The 16,417-nt window shown below is 71.0% G+C and carries 15 protein-coding genes; 9 read left to right on the top strand and 6 right to left on the bottom strand.

What is annotated here, in order from left to right; translation table 11 throughout:
* Window positions 1–6 precede the first annotated feature (6 nt).
* Window positions 7–966: a hypothetical protein gene (locus tag EKH77_RS14525; protein ID WP_126914803.1), complete on the bottom strand. Its 960-nt coding sequence runs from the start codon at window positions 964–966 to the stop codon at window positions 7–9.
* 399 nt (window positions 967–1,365) lie between these two features.
* Between EKH77_RS14525 and EKH77_RS14520 the strand changes: the two genes are divergently transcribed.
* Entirely contained in the window at window positions 1,366–2,058 is a 693-nt protein-coding gene (locus EKH77_RS14520) for a UbiX family flavin prenyltransferase (protein ID WP_229820672.1), read from the top strand.
* On the opposite strand, the gene EKH77_RS34345 is transcribed toward EKH77_RS14520, so the two are convergent.
* Window positions 2,055–2,189, bottom strand: a complete 135-nt coding sequence (locus EKH77_RS34345; protein ID WP_276319272.1) for a hypothetical protein — start codon at window positions 2,187–2,189, stop codon at window positions 2,055–2,057. The genes EKH77_RS14520 and EKH77_RS34345 overlap by 4 nt on opposite strands.
* A gap of 138 nt (window positions 2,190–2,327) precedes the next feature.
* On the opposite strand from EKH77_RS34345, the gene EKH77_RS14515 reads away from it, so the two are divergent.
* From EKH77_RS14515 to EKH77_RS14490, 6 genes are all read left to right on the top strand, one after another.
* A complete protein-coding gene (locus tag EKH77_RS14515; RefSeq protein WP_126914801.1) occupies window positions 2,328–2,783 on the top strand; it encodes an Lrp/AsnC family transcriptional regulator in 456 nt (151 codons plus the stop codon).
* Between the two features lie 59 nt (window positions 2,784–2,842).
* A complete protein-coding gene (gene mqnE / locus EKH77_RS14510; RefSeq protein ID WP_126914800.1) occupies window positions 2,843–4,006 on the top strand; it encodes an aminofutalosine synthase MqnE in 1,164 nt (387 codons plus the stop codon).
* 71 nt (window positions 4,007–4,077) lie between these two features.
* A complete protein-coding gene (locus EKH77_RS14505; protein WP_126914799.1) occupies window positions 4,078–4,368 on the top strand; it encodes a DUF4229 domain-containing protein in 291 nt (96 codons plus the stop codon).
* Between the two features lie 164 nt (window positions 4,369–4,532).
* Complete coding sequence (locus EKH77_RS14500) at window positions 4,533–5,870, top strand: dicarboxylate/amino acid:cation symporter (protein ID WP_126914798.1); 1,338 nt, start codon at window positions 4,533–4,535, stop codon at window positions 5,868–5,870.
* 289 nt (window positions 5,871–6,159) lie between these two features.
* Window positions 6,160–6,798, top strand: a complete 639-nt coding sequence (locus EKH77_RS14495) for a TetR/AcrR family transcriptional regulator (RefSeq protein ID WP_126914797.1) — start codon at window positions 6,160–6,162, stop codon at window positions 6,796–6,798.
* Between the two features lie 155 nt (window positions 6,799–6,953).
* Window positions 6,954–8,879 (top strand): AMP-dependent synthetase/ligase, encoded by a 1,926-nt coding sequence (locus EKH77_RS14490; RefSeq protein WP_126914796.1) that lies wholly within the window; start codon window positions 6,954–6,956, stop codon window positions 8,877–8,879.
* A gap of 160 nt (window positions 8,880–9,039) precedes the next feature.
* Here the strand turns inward: EKH77_RS14490 and EKH77_RS14480 are convergent, their stop codons facing one another.
* Window positions 9,040–10,194 (bottom strand): lipase family protein, encoded by a 1,155-nt coding sequence (locus EKH77_RS14480; RefSeq protein ID WP_126914794.1) that lies wholly within the window; start codon window positions 10,192–10,194, stop codon window positions 9,040–9,042.
* Between the two features lie 93 nt (window positions 10,195–10,287).
* A complete protein-coding gene (locus EKH77_RS14475; protein WP_126914793.1) occupies window positions 10,288–11,316 on the bottom strand; it encodes an AraC family transcriptional regulator in 1,029 nt (342 codons plus the stop codon).
* 147 nt (window positions 11,317–11,463) lie between these two features.
* On the opposite strand from EKH77_RS14475, the gene EKH77_RS14470 reads away from it, so the two are divergent.
* Complete coding sequence (locus EKH77_RS14470) at window positions 11,464–13,320, top strand: AMP-dependent synthetase/ligase (protein WP_126914792.1); 1,857 nt, start codon at window positions 11,464–11,466, stop codon at window positions 13,318–13,320.
* 148 nt (window positions 13,321–13,468) lie between these two features.
* Here EKH77_RS14470 and EKH77_RS14465 read toward each other — a convergent pair whose 3' ends face one another.
* Window positions 13,469–13,672: a cold-shock protein gene (locus EKH77_RS14465; RefSeq protein WP_126914791.1), complete on the bottom strand. Its 204-nt coding sequence runs from the start codon at window positions 13,670–13,672 to the stop codon at window positions 13,469–13,471.
* A 282-nt stretch (window positions 13,673–13,954) separates the two neighbouring features.
* Here EKH77_RS14465 and EKH77_RS14460 point away from each other — a divergent pair, with 282 nt between their 5' ends.
* Window positions 13,955–14,845 carry a menaquinone biosynthetic enzyme MqnA/MqnD family protein gene (locus tag EKH77_RS14460; RefSeq protein WP_126914790.1) on the top strand — a complete coding sequence of 297 codons (891 nt, stop codon included), beginning with the start codon at window positions 13,955–13,957 and terminating at the stop codon, window positions 14,843–14,845.
* 139 nt (window positions 14,846–14,984) lie between these two features.
* Here EKH77_RS14460 and EKH77_RS14455 read toward each other — a convergent pair whose 3' ends face one another.
* Window positions 14,985–16,388, bottom strand: coding sequence for an alpha/beta hydrolase (locus EKH77_RS14455; protein WP_126914789.1), 1,404 nt, complete (start codon window positions 16,386–16,388; stop codon window positions 14,985–14,987).
* Between the last annotated feature and the right edge of the window lie 29 nt (window positions 16,389–16,417).

Genomic DNA, 16,417 nt, shown 5'->3' with positions numbered 1-16,417 from the left:
GGGCCGTCAGACGGACTTGCTGAACGGGTCCTGCGCGCCGCCCCCGAGGGGGCCGCCGAAGGGGCTGTTCGCGTCGCTGCCGAACGGGCTCTTCGCGCCGCCCTGACCGCCGCCGCCCATGAAGGCGAACATGGCCGCGCCCATCAGGTCCTGCGGCTTGAGCTCCTTGGCGCCGGCGGGGGCCTCGATCTTCTCGGAGCCGCCCTTGAAGCCGATGGTCACCGGCAGCTCGCCCTTGGCCTCCTTGTCGAGCTTGGCGGCGTCGAAGGACAGGGCGGAGAGCATGCCGTCCTTGACGGCCACGTCGACGGTGACGTCCTTGTCCGGGGCGTCCTCCCACTTGGAGAACTTGTCGAAGCGCTTGTCGCCGAGCTTGTCCTTGAGCGGCTTGAGGCTCTCGACGACCTGCTTGCCGACCGTCTTCGCGTTGGCGGTGACCTTGACGTGGTCGGCGCCGTCCTTGGAGCCCGCGTCGGCGAACTTGGCGTTGTCCATGAGGGCCTTGCGCATGGCCTCCAGGGCCTGCTTCTGGGTCTTCGGGTCGAGCGAGTCGCTCAGCGAGCCGTTCGCCTTCCCCGAGGTGCCCTTGTCCTTGCCGAAGGACTTGCCGAACTCCTCGAAGGACTTGGTGTCCAGGGTGACCCAGTCGCCCTTGATGGCGCCCTTGACGGCGTCCAGGGACGGCGGGAGCTGGTCGGCCTTCTTCAGCAGCTCGTCGAGGGCCTGCTTGCCCTTGGCGCCCTTGGCGCTCTTGCTCTTCTCGCTCTTCCCGCCGAGCTCGGCGATGGCCTTGAGGTCGCCGCGCACGTACATCTTCTGCGCCACGCCGCGGAGCTCGACGAGCGGCTTGTCGGCGTCCTTCTTGGCCAGCTTGAACGTCACTGCGCCGTTCTTGTCGCCGTCCTTGACGTCCTTGAGCGGCTTGTCATTGCTGAGCGCGAAGGAGAGCCGCAGGCTCGCCAGCATGTCGGCGTCGGAGCGCTGGAAGTCGTCCTCGCCCTTCAGCGCCTCGTAGAGCTTGTCGGCGCCGGCGTCGAAGCCGAAGTCGGCGGAGACGGCCTTCTGGCCGCTCAGCTTGTCGAAGGCCCGCTCGACCTTCGCCTCGGGGCTCAGCTTCTCGGTGGGATCGCAGGCGACGGACGCGGCGGCGACGAGAGCGACGCAGCCGGCGGCGGCCAGACCCTTGCGCGTGGTGTGAATGACGTTCCCCCTGGACCGTTCCGTTTATATGAAGGTCACTTAAGTCGAGGACGAATAGGCATGTCAAAGGACTATTCCGCCAAGACGCCGTCAAGACGCGCGGCGGACCGGCCCCGTCCGGGACGGCGGACGGACCGCCCGCGGTGTCCGGATAGGCTCGATCCCGTGGAGCCGTACGAACACACGACGCGACGCCGGCCCTGGGTGGTCGGGGTCTCCGGCGCGTCCGGGACGCCTTACGCCGCCGCCGTGGTGCGCGGCCTGCTGGCCGCCGGTGAGGCCGTGGACCTGGTGGTCAGCCGGGCCGCCCGGCTGACGCTGCTGGACGAGACCGGGATCCGCTTCCGGGACGGGCACTGGCAGCGGGACCTCGCGAGCTGGCTCGCGCTGGGCGCGGACGGCAAGGAGCACTTCGCCGTCGACGAGGCGGCCCTGGCCGATGTCCGCCACTGGGCGGCCGGGGATCTCGCCGCCGGGCCGTCCTCCGGCTCGTACCCCGCGAAGGGGATGCTGATCGTTCCGGCGAGCACCGCCTGTGTGGCGGGAGTGGCGCTCGGGCTTTCGAAGGATCTGCTCCAGCGCGTGGCGAGCGTGACGCTGAAGGAGCGTCGGCCGTTGATCGTCGCGGTGCGCGAGACCCCGCTCAGCGGGCAGACGCTCCGGCAGCTCGTGGCGCTCGACGACGCGGGAGCCGTGGTGCTGCCCGCCTCGCCGGCGTTCTACGCGGGGGCGACGCACATCCAGGATCTGGTGGACTTCGTCGCCGGGCGGGCGCTGGACGCGGCGGAGGTGCCGCACCGGCTGTACCGCCGCTGGGAAGGAGAGCTCGGTGGGGCGAGCGCTCGTGGGGAGGGCTAGCGCTTCTTGGCGCGCGGCAGGCGGATCTTCGCCGCGAGGCGCGGGGCCGGGGCGGACTGGTGGGCACGCGAGCGGTTGGCCAGGTCCTGGAGCTCGCGCATGCGGGCGTAGGCCATCTCGATCGAGTACACGAGGTCTTCACTCCTGAGATCGAAGGATCGTCGATGATTCGCTGATCTGGTGAAAGATTTTCGGGGTCTGGAACCCCGTACGCCTTAGATTCTACACTGAAACCGGCGAGTTCGCTGATTATTGAAAGGTGCCAGGCTATGGACGCGGTGGACAGGCAGCTCATCCAGGCGCTGCGGGAGAACGGCCGGGCGTCGTACGCGGAGCTCGGCAGGCTGGTCGGCCTGTCGGGGCCGAGCGTCACGGACCGGATCAACCGGCTGGAGGCGGCGGGCGTCATCACGGGCTACCGCGCGACCGTGAACGCGGCCTCGCTGGGCCTGGGCGTCACCGCCCTGATCGGCATCCAGCTCTCGGACGCCGCCGACCACGAGGACGTGGCGCGCCGGCTGCGCGACCTGGAGGAGATCGAGGACTGCTGGTTCATCGCCGGCGACGACTCGTACATGCTCAAGGTCCGGGTCGGCGACGTGGACGGGCTGGAGCGCACCATCCGCCGGCTCTCCGGCACCAAGGGCGTCAGCCGCACCCGCACCACGATCGTGCTCTCCACCAAGTGGGAGAACCGCGTGGGCGAGCTGCCCGAGGACGTGTGAGGCCGGGGGAGTAGGCTCGACGGGGTCTCGAAATCGGATGTATCGGAGAGGGCGGACGCATGGACGCTGGACTCAAGCGTGAGCTCGAGGAGAAGGTCTACGCGGGCGAGCGGCTCACCCGCGAGGACGGCATCGCCCTCTACGAGTCCGACGACCTGGCCTGGCTGGGCGGTCTGGCGCACCACGTCCGGACGCAGAAGAACGGCGACGTCGTCCACTTCAACGTCAACCGCCACCTCAACATGACCAATGTGTGCACGGCGTCGTGCGCGTACTGCTCGTTCCAGCGCAAGCCGGGCGAGAAGGACGCGTACACGATGCGCATCGAGGAAGCCGTCCGCCTGGCCAAGGCCATGGAGAGCGAGAATCTCACCGAGCTGCACATCGTCAACGGCCTCCACCCCACGCTGCCGTGGCGCTACTACCCGCGCTCCCTGCGCGCGCTCAAGGAGGCGCTGCCGAACGTCTCCCTGAAGGCGTTCACCGCCACCGAGATCCAGCACTTCGAGAAGATCTCCGGGATGCCCGCCGAGGAGATCCTCGACGAGCTGATCGACGCCGGTCTGGAATCGCTGACCGGCGGCGGCGCGGAGATCTTCGACTGGGAGGTGCGGCAGCACATCGTCGACCACGACACCCACTGGGAGGACTGGTCGCGCATCCACCGCCTCGCCCACTCCAAGGGCCTCAAGGGCCCCTGCACCATGCTCTACGGGCACATCGAGGAGCCGCGCCACCGCGTGGACCACGTGCTGCGCCTGCGTGAGCTGCAGGACGAGACCGGTGGCTTCCACGTCTTCATCCCGCTGCGCTACCAGCACGACTTCGTGGACATGAAGGACGGCAAGGTCCGCAACCGGCTCCAGGCGCGGACGACGATGGCGACGGGCGCCGAGGCGCTGAAGACCTTCGCCGTCTCCCGGCTGCTGTTCGACAACGTCCCGCACGTCAAGGTGTTCTGGGTGATGCACGGCGTGCAGACCGCCCAGCTCGCCCTCCAGCACGGCGCGGACGACATGGACGGCTCGGTCGTCGAGTACAAGATCACTCACGACGCCGACAACTACGGCACGCCGAACAAGCTCACCCGTGACGATCTGCTGGAGCTGATCCGCGACGCCGGCTTCCGCCCGGTGGAGCGCAACACCCGCTACGAGACCATCCGTGAGTACCCGGGTCCGGACGCCTCGCTGCGGGAGTCGCCGCAGCCGATGCGGGTCTGAGATCCACTTCCGGGCGTGCTGTACTACTGGAATTGCACGTTTCGGTTGTCGTCGAGAAGAAGGTCCCGTCCGTGAGTAGCCAGAAGTTCGCGTCGCTCCGCTACACCGCCCTGCGGCTCGGCCTGCTGGTCGGCTGCTTCGCCGTGGTCTGGATGCTGTGCTACGTCCACGTCATCCCGCTCGGGGTCGGCAACTCCAACCTCGTCTGGATGATCCTGCTGGCCCTGATCCTCTCCGCGCCGCTGAGCTGGGTCCTGCTGCGCAAGCAGCGGGACGCCATGTCCGAGCAGATCGTGGAGCGGGTGGACCGCGCGAAGGCCAGGATGGCCGAGAACGCGGGCCAGGAGGACGCGGCTCAGTAACACTCCTCACATATACGACATACGCCAACCTGCGCCCCGCCCCGGAACTCCCGTTCCGGGGCGGGGCGCAGGCGCGTTCCGGCACCTTCCGGCGCGTTCTGATGGGCGTGCGCCTCAAAGAAGTTCTTTGGGTTGCTCAAAGCATGAGTGTTACGGTAATCCGCATGTCGACGTCACCGTCCCCCACGGCGGCCGCCTCGCGCGGGCGCATATCCCGCATACTCAGCGTGCCCTTCTGGGCCCAGATCCTGCTCGGCCTCACCCTGGGCGCCCTGCTCGGCTGGGCCGCCAAGAGCGGTGACATCGGCTGGCTCGGCAGCACGCTGAGCAGGATCGGTGACATCTTCGTCCAGCTGCTGATGCTGGTCATCGCGCCGCTGGTGTTCTTCGCGATCCTGGTCTCGATCACCAATCTGCGGAACGTCTCCAACGCCGCCCGGCTGGCCACCCGCACCCTGATGTGGTTCATGATCACGTCGCTGATCGCGGTCGTCATCGGCCTGGCGATCGGCCTGCTCACCGACCCGGGCGCGGGCACCGGCCTCACCGCCGCCGACGGCGCCGAGCCCAAGAAGCACGGCTCCTGGCTCGACTTCCTCACCGGCATCATCCCCACCGACATAGTCACGCCCTTCACCCAGCTGAAGGTCCTCCAGATCGTCTTCATGGCCGTGGTCGTCGGCATCGCGATCCTGAAGACCGGCGAGAAGGCCCAGCCCGTCCTCACCTTCAGCCACTCCGTGCTGGAGCTGCTGCAGAAGGCCCTGTGGTGGGTCATCAGGCTCGCCCCGCTGGGCACGGTCGGCCTCGTCGGCACCGCCATCTCCACCTACGGCTGGGGCCTGCTCAGCAAGTACGCGACGTTCACCGCCGACATCTACGTCGGCTGCGCCATCGTGCTGTTCGGCGTCTACCCGCTGCTGCTCGCGACCGTCGCCAAGGTCAACCCGCTGCGCTTCTTCAAGGGCGCCTGGCCCGCCATCCAGCTGGCCTTCGTCTCCCGCTCCTCCGTCGGCACCATGCCGCTCACCCAGAAGGTCACCGAGCGGCTCGGCGTCCCCAAGGAGTACGCGTCCTTCGCGGTGCCCTTCGGCTCGACGACCAAGATGGACGGCTGCGCCTCGATCTACCCGGCCATCGCCGCGATCTTCGTCGCCCAGGTCTTCGACGTGCCGCTGGAGGTCAAGGACTACATCCTGATCGCCTTCGTCTCCGTCATCGGCTCGGCCGCCACCGCCGGCCTCACCGGCGCCACCGTGATGCTCACGCTGACGCTCTCGACGCTGGGCCTGCCGATGGCGGGCGTGGGCCTGCTCCTGGCGATCGACCCGATCGTGGACATGATGCGCACTGCCACAAACGTGGCCGGGCAGTCGGTCATCCCGATCATCGTGGCCTCCCGGGAGAAGATCCTGGACCGCGCCGCCTACGACACGGCCGACGGCTCCCACCTGGAGGACGAGCCCGTCGCCGGGGCGCGGACCGCGCCGGCCGCCGCCTGACGGACTGGCCCGCCGCTGCCTGACGGACCGGTAAGAAAGGGCCGGACGGCCCCCCGGAGGCTCGTTCCCGGCCCTTGACGTCCCTCCTCCCCGTGATATTACCTGCCGGTAGTGTGACGGGGGGGAGGGATTTTTTGTCGTGACGGTTGTGAGTGACGCACAGGTCGCAAGGGCCCCGAGGGCCGCGGAGAACACCACCCGGGACGGCGCCACCGGGTCCGGGGGCGGAGCGCCGCCACCGCAGGAGCCGGCCCCAAGGCGCAAGCGCGGCACCGGGAAGATCCGGCGGATGCCACGGGAGGTGCGCGAGCGGCAGATGCTCGACGCCGCGGTGGAGGTCTTCGCCCGGCGCGGCTACCGCGCCGCGTCCATGGACGAGATAGCCGAACTGGCCGGGGCCTCCAAGCCGCTGGTCTATCTGTATCTGAACTCGAAGGAAGACCTCTTCGGCGCCTGCGTCCGCCGCGAGGCCGACGCCCTGAAGGCCTCGGTACGGGCCGCGATCGAGCCCGACGCCTCCGCCGACGACCGGCTGTGGCACGGCCTGCGCGCCTTCTTCACCCACACCGCCGAACATCCCGACGGCTGGGCGGTGCTCAGCTGCCAGGCCCGGACGAACGGGGAGCCGGCCGCGCCCGTGGCGGACGAACTGCGGCAGGAGATGGTCGGCCTCGTCACCCGGCTCATCGCCGCCACCGCCGCCGAGGGCGCGGGCGGGGACGGGAGCGCCGCCCTGGCGGGACACGAGGCCTCCGGGCTGGCGCACGCGCTGGTGGGCGCCGCCGAGTCGCTCGCCGGGTGGGCCAACACCCGCACGGGCGCCGTCCCCTCGGCGAAGGAGACCGCGGCGACGTTGATGAACGTGGCGTGGGTGGGGCTGGAGAACCTCAGGGGCGGCCGGCGCTGGACACACGCCGCCCGGCCCTGAGCCGTCCCCCTCTCCCCGGACCCGGAAGGCCCGGGGAGAGGGGGTGGTCGGCGCGGGCGCGCAGGCGTACCTTTACGGCCAGGCATCTACTGCCGAGTAATGTCGCCTGCCGGTTTCGCCTGTCGTTCGCCTGCCGTACCGAACAGGAGCCGCACGTGTCCGCAACGCCCGGCGCCGCCGCGCCCCCGCCGCTCGTCCCGCCCCGTACGACCACCGTCGCCGGGACCGTCCGCGAGGCGGCCGTCCCCGCGCTCGCCCCGCGCGTCCACCACGGCACGCTCGGCGACCTGCCCTTCGACAACGCGGCCGAGGACCCCCAGGCCGTCGCCCTCAGCCGCAAGGAACCCGGCACCGCCGGCCGCCCCGGCCGGCCCGTCTGGCGCGACATCACCGCCGCCCGCTTCGCCGCCGAGGTGCGCGGCGTCGCCAAGGGTCTCGTCGCCCACGGGCTGCGGCCCGGCGACCGGCTCGCCATCATGGCCCGCACCCGCTACGAGTGGACGCTGCTGGACTTCGCCGCCTGGGCCGCCGGCCTGGTCACCGTGCCCATCTACCCCACCTCCTCCGGCCACCAGGTCCGCTGGATCCTGGCGGACTCCGGCGCCGCCGCGTGCGTCGTCGAGACGCCCGAGCAGCTGAAGCTCGTCGCCGCCGCCCGCCCCGACTTACCCGCCCTCGCCCACGTCTGGCAGCTCGACACCGGAGCCGTGGCACGCTTCGTCGCCGCCGGACGGGCACTGCCCGACCGGGTGATCACCGAACGCCGGGCCGCCCGCACCCCCGAGGACATCGCCACCCTCGTCTACACCTCCGGCACCACCGGCCGCCCCAAGGGCTGCGTCCTCACCCACGCCAACTTCTTCGCCGAGGTCGACAACGCGATCGCGCTGCTGCACCCCGTCTTCACCGCCGTCAGCAAGGCGCCCGCCTCCACCTTGCTCTTCCTGCCGCTCGCGCACGTCCTCGGCCGCATGCTCGCCGTCGGCTGCGTCCGCGCCCGGGTGCGCCTGGGCCACACCGACTCCCTCAGCGGCGACGAACTCCGCGCCGAACTCGCCGGGTTCCGGCCGACGTTCCTCCTCGCCATCCCCTACGTCCTGGAGAAGATCTACAACACCGGCCGGGCGACGGCGGAACGGCTCGGCCGCGCCGAGACCTTCGACCGGGCGGCCGCCGTGGCCCGGGAACACGCCGAGGCCACGGCCGCCGGCCTGTCCCGCACCGGGCCCGGCCCGACGCTGCGGCTGCGCGCCGCCCACGCCTTCTACAACCCGCTCGTCTACCGCCGGATCCGGGCCGCGCTCGGCGGCCGCGTCCGCCACGTCATCAGCGGCGGCTCACCGCTGGGCACACGGCTCACCGCCTTCTACGCCGGCGCCGGCATCGGGGTCTTCGAGGGCTACGGCCTCACCGAGACCACCGCCGCCGCCACCCTCACCCCACCCCTGCTCCCCCGCCCCGGCACCGTCGGCTGGCCGCTGCCCGGCGGCGGCGTCCGCATAGCCGCCGACGGCGAGATCCTGCTGCGCGGCCCCCACGTCTTCGCCGGCTACTGGGACGCGGAGAAGGCGGAGGCGGTCCCGGCGTCCGGGGCGGACGAATGGTTCGCCACCGGCGACCTCGGCGCGCTGGACGCCGAGGGCTACCTCACGATCACCGGCCGGAAGAAGGAAATCATCGTCACGTCCGGCGGCAAGAACGTCGCCCCGGCCCCCATGGAGGACCGCGTCCGGGCCCATCCCCTCGTCGACCAGTGCGTCGTCATCGGCGACGACCGGCCGTACGTCACGGCGCTGCTCACCCTCGACGCGGACGGCCTCGACCACTGGGCCCGCATGCGGGGCCTGGACGACGTACCGGTGCACGAGCTCGTCCACGACGAGGCGCTGCGGAGGGAGCTGGGGGCGGCGGTGGAGGAGGCGAACGGGTATGTGTCGCGGGCGGAGTCGATTCGGCGGTTCGCGGTGCTGCCGGTCGAATTTTCCGTGGACTCGGGGCACTTGACGCCTTCGCTCAAGCTCAAGCGGGAGGTCATCGCGCGGGACTTCGCGGCGGAGATCGCGGGACTGTACGAGCAGTGAATCCGCCCCCGGCCCGCCCCTTCCCGTTTCTTCCAGGGGCTCCGCCCCCGGACCCCCGGTCCTCAAACGCCGGACGGGCTGGGATCGGCCCGTGCGGCGGGGGTGCGAGGGGGCGGAGCCCCCTCGGAAACGGGAAGGGGCGGGACCGGGGCACACCCCCCTAGCAGTTACCCCGCGCCGGCCGCCCCGCGAAACGGTCGGCCAGCCAGTTCGCGGCCGGGATCGACTCCGCGATCACACCTGCCACGTGCTCGGCCAACGGCAGCGATTTCCACTGCACGTCCGCGCCCCGGGCGCACCAGTCCGCCCGCAACCCCCGCCCCACCTCGTACGGGATCAGCTCGTCGATCACCCCGTGATAGAGGTACACGGGGTGATCCGGCGCGTGCGTGCCCAGCCTCGACGCCCGCAGCACCCGCTGCCAGTCCGCCTCGTACAGCGGGTTCCTGACCGTCACGTCCCCGATCCGCTTGAAGAGCCCCGCCGCGACGTCGATCACCACGCAGTGCTTCTTCAGGAAGTCGACGTACGAACGCCCCCTCTCATTGAGGTATCCGTCGAGCCCAAGCTCGGGGAAGGCCGCGTTCTGGCCGACGGCGGACATCAGGATCAGCCCGGCCCCGACGTTGCCGTTGTTGAAGTCGGCGGTCTTCAGCAGATCGGCGGGCACGCCGCCCGTCGCCGTGCCGCGGACGTCGAGTTCGGGCGCGTACGAGTCGTGGAGCTCCGCCGCCCAGCTACTGGCCTGGCCGCCCTGGGAGTAGCCCATGATGCCGACGGGCGTGTCCGGGCCCAGCCCCGCCTGCGGCAGCCGCAGCGCGGCGCGCGCCGCGTCGAGGACGGCGTGGCCCTCGGCGCGCCCGACGGTGTAGGTGTGGTCGCCGGGGGTGCCCAGGCCCTCGTAGTCGGTGACGGCGACGGCCCAGCCGCGCGCGGTGAGCAACTGGATGAGGTTGGCCTCCAGCGTGGTGCCGCGCGGGAAGCCCGCCGAGGGCGCGCACTGATCGGCGATGCCCACGGTGCCCACGGCGTAGGTGATCAGCGGGCGCGGGCCGGTGCGCCCGTCCCGGGGGACGATCACGGTGCCGGAGACGACGTTCGGGGCGCCCTTGGCTGTGGTCGAGCGGTAGGTGATGTGCCAGGCGCGGGTGTTCGTGGGCTGGCCCGGGAGCGGGTGGAAGGAGGTCGGGGCGGCGCTGACGATGTCGCCCGGCGACCCCGTGTCCGTACCGCCGGCCGCCGAGGCGGCGCCCGACAGGCCGAACGTGACGACCAGCGCGGCCACCGCCGCGAGGGCCGTTCTGCGCAGATGCATGCGGCTCTCCCCACTGTTGGAGCGACTACCGTGTGAAATCGGCTGGTTGGTGACCGTAGTGACCCGCCGGTAGGGCGGCGCTGACCGGAACGCTCAGCTTTCCTGGCCGCGCCGGTACGCCCCCGGCGTCGTCCCCGTCCAGCGGCGGAAAGCCCGGTGGAAGGCGGCGTCCTCCGAGAACCCCAGCCGCGCCGCCAGCTCCACGATCGGCTCCCGGCCGCCCGCCAGCCCGGCCAGCGCCGCCTCCCGCCGCACCTGGTCCTTCAGCCGCCGGTACGAGGTGCCCTCCTCCCGCAGCCGGCGCCGCAGCGTCGCCGGGCTCACCGCCAGCCGGGCCGCCAGCCGGTCGAGCTCCGGCAGCCGGGCCGGGCGGCCCTCGCGCAGGGCGCGCGTGAACGTCCGCCGCACCTGCTCGGCCACCGTCGTGCCGTACTCGTGGCGGCCGATGAGCATGGCGGGCGCCCGCCGCAGCAGCTCCTCCAGCGCCGGCTCGTCCCGCATCGGCGCCGCCGCCAGCCACTGGGCGTCGAACAGGGCGCCCGCCCTGAACGTCCGCCCCGGCCCGAACTCCACCGGGCAGTCGAACAGCGGCCCGTACTCGCCCGCGTGGGGCGGTGGCGGGCAGTCGAAGCGGACCCGGCGCAGCGGGATCCGCCGGCCGATCAGCCAGCTCGCCAGCCGGTGCCAGATCACCAGCACGCATTCGGCCAGGAACCGCCCCTCGGCGTGGTCGCGCAGATCGTTGCGGACGGCGAACTCCGCGTCCTCGCCGTTCCGTTCGAGCGCGAGGTCCGGACCGCCGGGGAAGAGCCCGTAGAACCGCACGGCCCGCTCCAGCGCCGTGCCCAGGTCGCGGCAGCCGATGCTGGCGTAGCACATCATGGCGAACGTCCCCGGTCTGCTGGGCACCGAGCCCAGCCCCATGAACTCGTCCTCCGTGGCCCGCTGCACCGCGCGGACCAGCAGCGCGAACTGCTCGGCGGTCACCCGCGCCCGCTCGTCGCCCAGCAACAGCGGCGGAATCCCGGCCCGTTGGAGCAGCGGCACGCTGTCGAGACCCTGCCGCCGCGCCCCGCCGAGCGCGGCCCGCACCTGGTGCACGGTGATCGTCCGGCTGCTCATGCATCGCACGGTAACCCTGTTGAACGCCCGGGTCAGCGGGGCTGACGATTCCGGTCATCCCCGTGGGGGCGGGTGGGGTGGACCGTACCGGATGGGTACATCGTTACGCAGGATTCCGTCCGTTCACCAGTTCGTCCGGGAGGCCCCATGCCGCAGCAACGCCCCGACACTTTCGCCGAGTTCACCGAATGGGCGGCGGAGCGCTACGGGGGCCTGCCCGCCCTGCGCTTCCGCCACGGCGACGGCTGGGCGGAGACGGACTACGTCCGGCTGCGCGACACCGTGCGCACCCTCGGCCGGGGCCTGATCGGGCTCGGCGTGCGCCCGGACGACCGGGTGGCGATCCTGGCGGAGACCCGCCCGGAGTGGACCCACGCCCAGTTCGCCGCGCTGGCCGCCGGCGCGGTCGTCGTGCCCGTCTACCCCACGGCCGGGCAGGAGGAGCTGGCCTGGGTGCTGGGCGACTCCGGCGCCTCCGTCGTGATCTGCGAGAACGCCGCCCAGGCGGCCCGCGTGACGGCCGTCCGCGGCGGACTGCCCGAGCTGCGCCACCTGGTGCTGATGGACGCCGAACCCACTTCCGGTACCTACGCCATCGGCGCGCTGCCCGCCGCCGCACCCCTGGACGAGCTCCTCGCGCGCGCCGCCGCGCGCAAGGGCGACGACCTGTGCACCATCGTCTACACCTCCGGCACCACCGGCCTCCCCAAGGGCTGCCGCCTCACCCACGCCAACCTCGTCTCCAACCAGGACGCCACCGCCGACCTCACCGGCGGCGGCCCCGGCGAGACCACCTACCTCTATCTGCCGCTCGCCCACATCCTCGGCCAGCTCATCCAGCTGACCACGTTCCGCCGGGGCGGCGCGCTCTGCTACTTCGGCGGCCGGGTCGAGAACGTCGTCGCCGAACTCGCCGAGGTCCGGCCCCACCACCTGCCCTCCGTGCCCCGGCTCTTCGAGAAGGTCCACGCCGGTGCCGTCTCCCTCGCCGAGGCGCACGGCCCCGAGGGCCGGGCCCGCCTGGAGGCGGCCGTCCGCGTCGGCCTGGAGGTGGCCGCGCTGCGCGAGCGGGGCGAGGAGCCGGACGAGGCGCTGCGCGCCGCCTGGGAGGCGGCCGAGAAGCGCGTCTTCGCCCCCGCGCGGGCGCTCTTCGGCGGCAGGCTGCGCTGGGCCCTCACGGGGGCCGCGCCCATCGCGCCGCAGACGCTGCACTTCCTGCGCGCCTGCGGCATCGCCCTCTACGAGGGCTACGGCATGACCGAGGCATCCGGCGTGATCACCGTCAACCATCCGGGTGCCGTGCGCCCCGGCACGGTCGGGCGGGCGATCCCCGGCTGCGAGCTGCGGATCGCGGAGGACGGCGAGGTGCTGGCCCGGGGCCCCGGCGTCTTCGCCGGGTACCACGGCAACCCGGCCGCCACTGCCGACGCGGTAGACGCGGACGGCTGGCTGCGCACCGGTGACATCGGCACCCTCGACGCGGAGGGCTACCTCAGCATCACCGGTCGCAAGAAGGACCTGATCATCACGTCCAGCGGCAAGAACCTGACCCCCTCGCTGTGGGAGTTCGCCGTCCAGCAGTCCCGCTGGATCTCCCGCGCGGTGATGATCGGCGACCGTCGGCCCCACCCGGTGGCGCTGCTCACCCTCGACACAGCGGAGATCATGGCGTGGGCCGCCTCCGAAGGGGTGATTTTCGCTGCCGGAGGGCCCGCCCGGCACCCGGCGGTGCGGCGGCTGTGCGAGGAGGCGGTGGCGGCGGCCAACGAGCGGGTGGCGCGGCCCGCCCGGGTCCGGGCGTTCACGATCCTGACCGGGGACTTCGGGGTGGAGAACGGCACCCTGACGCCGACCTTGAAACTCCGCCGGACGGCGGTCGCGGAGCGCTATGCCGGGGAAATCGAGGCGTTGTACGAAGGTCGGTACGAAAATGAGTGCGAAGGCGAGCCTGAAGGCGAGCGTGAAGGTGGGCGCGGAAGTGAAATAAGTGGCGCGAGTGGGTGAACGCTTTGCCGGTCGAAGATGACCGGATAAAAACTTTGTGAACAAGCCATGGATCGGCCGGACCCCCGAAAAGGCAGGAGCCCCGCCCTCCGCCGAAGCGGAAGGAAGGGCTCCTTGGGTGATCCCCGGCGAGCCGGGGATCGGCAAATCACGCCGGGGTGACGTTCTCCGCCTGCGGGCCCTTGGGGCCCTGCGTGACGTCGAAGGTGACCGCCTGGTTCTCCTCGAGGGAGCGGAAGCCAGCGGCGTTGATCGCGGAGTAGTGGACAAAGACGTCGGGGCCCCCGCCGTCCTGGGCGATGAAGCCAAAGCCCTTTTCAGCGTTGAACCACTTCACGGTTCCGGTAGCCATAAGCCCTCCTTGGGCCAAAGGGTTGCCCTGCTCCAGAACCTGCGAGAAGTCTGAAAACTACAAAAGCCTGCGGGGTCACATGCTCCGCAGGCTCTGTACTGCAAGGGAAACCAAACTGCAACTTGCGGCGAGCCTAGCACGCGACGTTGTTCCGGGGAAGGAGTTGAAGATCACGCCCAAGGCGGGTTTTCCGGCCCTTGCGGGCGGAAAAGATTGCCGGTCGGGCACCTGTAGCGGCACCCCGGCCCGGCGGCCGCGAGGGGGCGGGGCTAGCCTCCGGATGTGGACAATTCAGCCTCAGATGTAGCGATCGCCGTCGACGCTCCGGAGCGGCCGCGCAGCCGTCCGCGTGTCGGCCACATCCAGTTCCTCAACTGCCTGCCCCTCTACTGGGGGCTCGCCCGCACAGGCACGCTGCTGGACCTGGACCTGACCAAGGACACCCCCGACAAGCTCAGCGAGCAGCTGATCGCCGGGGAGCTGGACATGGGGCCGGTCACGCTCGTCGAGTTCCTGAGAAACGCCGACGACCTCGTCGCGCTGTCCGACATCGCGGTGGGCTGCGACGGCCCCGTCATGTCCTGCGTCATCGTCTCCCAGCTGCCGCTGGACCGGCTGGACGGGGCCCGGGTCGCCCTCGGCTCCACCTCGCGCACCTCCGTCCGCCTCGCCCAGCTGCTGCTCGCCGAGCGCTACGGGGTGTCCCCGGACTACTACACCTGCCCGCCGGACCTCGCCGCGATGATGCAGGAGGCCGACGCGGCCGTCCTGATCGGCGACGCGGCCCTGCGGGCCTCACTGCACGACGCGCCGAGGCTGGGGCTGACCGTCCACGACCTGGGGACGATGTGGAAGGAGTGGACGGGCCTGCCGTTCGTCTTCGCCGTCTGGGCCGCCCGCAAGGACTACCTGGCCCGGGAGCCGGAGCTCGTCGCCCAGGTCCACCAGGCGTTCCTGGCCTCCCGTGACCTGTCCCTGGAGGAGGTCGGCAAGGTCGCCGACCAGGCCGCCCGCTGGGAGTCCTTCGACGCCGAGCTGCTGGAGCGCTACTTCACGACGCTGGACTTCCGCTTCGGCCCGGACCAGCTGGCGGGCGTGTCGGAGTTCGCCCGCCGCACCGGCCCGACGACCGGCTTCCCGGCCGACGTCAGGGTGGAACTGCTGAAGCCCTGACCCCTCCGGGGAGTCCGGGGAGGGATCAGGGCTTCAAGGGCTTCATACGGCCTTCGTACGCCTCATACGCCGACGGCCGGGCCCCGTGGAACCACCGGGGCCCGGCCATCGCGCGCGGGTCAGTCGTGAGCGTCAGGGCTCAGGAGGAGGGCGTCGGCCCCTCCATCTGCTCGCTGATCCACTGGATGCTGCTGTTGCCCATGCCCTTCACGTAGGTCTTGGCGTCGTGCTTGCCGCCCTGGATGACCTCGAGATGGGTGTGGATGGGGCCCTTGTTGCCATAGGTGGCGATGTATTTGTCGACGCCCTGCCGTGTGATGGCGGCTTCGAGCGTTCCGTACTGGAACGCGACGTAGACGTCGTTCTTCGACTTGGTGTCGATCAGCCGCTGCGAGAGCACCTCGGGGTTGTTCTCGCGCTTCTCGGCGTCGTAGCCCTTCCACAGCGGGGAGTCCGGGACGATGTCCGGGCCGGAGGCGATGACGGCCTTGAACTTGTCCGGGTGCTTCATGACGGCCTTGAAGCCGGCGAAGCCACCGGAGGAGGAGCCCATGAACGCCCAGCCGTCACGCGACTTCAGCGTGCGGAAGTTCTGCTTCATGAGGTCCGGGACGTCCTCGGTGAGCCAGGTGCCCATCTTGGCCTGGCCGGGGATGTCACTGCCGTCGTAGTAGTTCTTGTCGTTCGGGTTGAGGATGGGCATGGCCAGCAGGAACGGCTTGCTCTTGCCCTCGTCCGCCCACTTGGCGATGGAGGATTCCAGGCCGAGGTCGGTGCCCATCCAGTAGTTGTTCGGGTAGCCGGGTCCACCGGGCAGCGCGATCAGGACCGGGAAGCCGCTCTTGGCGTACTTGGGGTCCTTGTACTGCTTGGGCGCCCAGACCCAGACCTTGCCCGTGAAGCCGGACTTCTTGCCCGTGATGGTCACGACGCCGATCTCGGTGCCGTCGCCGAGCGTGTTGGCGTTCTTGAACTGCGCCTGCGGACCCGTCGGCATCAGCGTCTTGGAGTCACCGGAGTCGGTGCCGCCGCCGGCGCCGCCGGCCTGGCCGCCGTTCTTGTCGGCGCCCTGACCGAAGCTGACCGGGTCGCCCTTCTTGGAGAACGGGCCGATCTCCAGGTACTTCAGCACACCACCCGTGAGCAGACCGACTATGGCTATGGACGCCACGACGATCGTCCAGAACTTGGCGCGGGAGGCCCGCTGACGCCCCTGCGACTGGTACTGACCGTCGTACTGGTCGTCGTACTGACCGCCGTACTGGTCCCCGTACTGGTCGTCCCGGGGGTCACGACCGTCACGGCCGTCCTGGCCGTTGTACGGACCGTAGCCGTCGGCCGGCGGGTAGGTGCCCGGGCCGCCCTGCTGACGGTAGCCACCACCCTGCTGCTGGTAGCCGCGGTCCTGGCCGCCGTAGCCGCCGCCACCCTGCGGCGGGTAGCCGCCCGGCCGGGGGCCGAAGCCACCACCCTGCGGGTGGCCGCCGCCCTGTTGCTGATATCCCCCGTTGGGCCGGTAGCCCCCGTTGGGTGAGTGCGCCATCGCGTCGCTCCGGATGATGCTGCTGCCCC

The organism is Streptomyces luteoverticillatus, assembly GCF_003970715.1.
In the GTDB taxonomy this organism is placed as follows: domain Bacteria; phylum Actinomycetota; class Actinomycetes; order Streptomycetales; family Streptomycetaceae; genus Streptomyces; species Streptomyces abikoensis.
This window is presented reverse-complemented; position numbering and strand designations above follow the sequence as displayed.

Excerpts from the sequence above, each read along its gene's own strand:
- EKH77_RS14525 (WP_126914803.1), bottom strand. The coding sequence starts at position 966 with ATGCTGGCGAGCCTGCGGCTCTCCTTCGCGCTCAGCAATGACAAGCCG.
- EKH77_RS14515 (WP_126914801.1), top strand. The coding sequence starts at position 2,328 with ATGGACGCGGTGGACAGGCAGCTCATCCAGGCGCTGCGGGAGAACGGC.
- mqnE (WP_126914800.1), top strand. The coding sequence starts at position 2,843 with ATGGACGCTGGACTCAAGCGTGAGCTCGAGGAGAAGGTCTACGCGGGC.
- EKH77_RS14500 (WP_126914798.1), top strand. The coding sequence starts at position 4,533 with ATGTCGACGTCACCGTCCCCCACGGCGGCCGCCTCGCGCGGGCGCATA.
- EKH77_RS14495 (WP_126914797.1), top strand. The coding sequence starts at position 6,160 with ATGCCACGGGAGGTGCGCGAGCGGCAGATGCTCGACGCCGCGGTGGAG.
- EKH77_RS14480 (WP_126914794.1), bottom strand. The coding sequence starts at position 10,194 with ATGCATCTGCGCAGAACGGCCCTCGCGGCGGTGGCCGCGCTGGTCGTC.
- EKH77_RS14475 (WP_126914793.1), bottom strand. The coding sequence starts at position 11,316 with ATGAGCAGCCGGACGATCACCGTGCACCAGGTGCGGGCCGCGCTCGGC.
- EKH77_RS14470 (WP_126914792.1), top strand. The coding sequence starts at position 11,464 with ATGCCGCAGCAACGCCCCGACACTTTCGCCGAGTTCACCGAATGGGCG.
- EKH77_RS14465 (WP_126914791.1), bottom strand. The coding sequence starts at position 13,672 with ATGGCTACCGGAACCGTGAAGTGGTTCAACGCTGAAAAGGGCTTTGGC.
- EKH77_RS14455 (WP_126914789.1), bottom strand. The coding sequence starts at position 16,388 with ATGGCGCACTCACCCAACGGGGGCTACCGGCCCAACGGGGGATATCAG.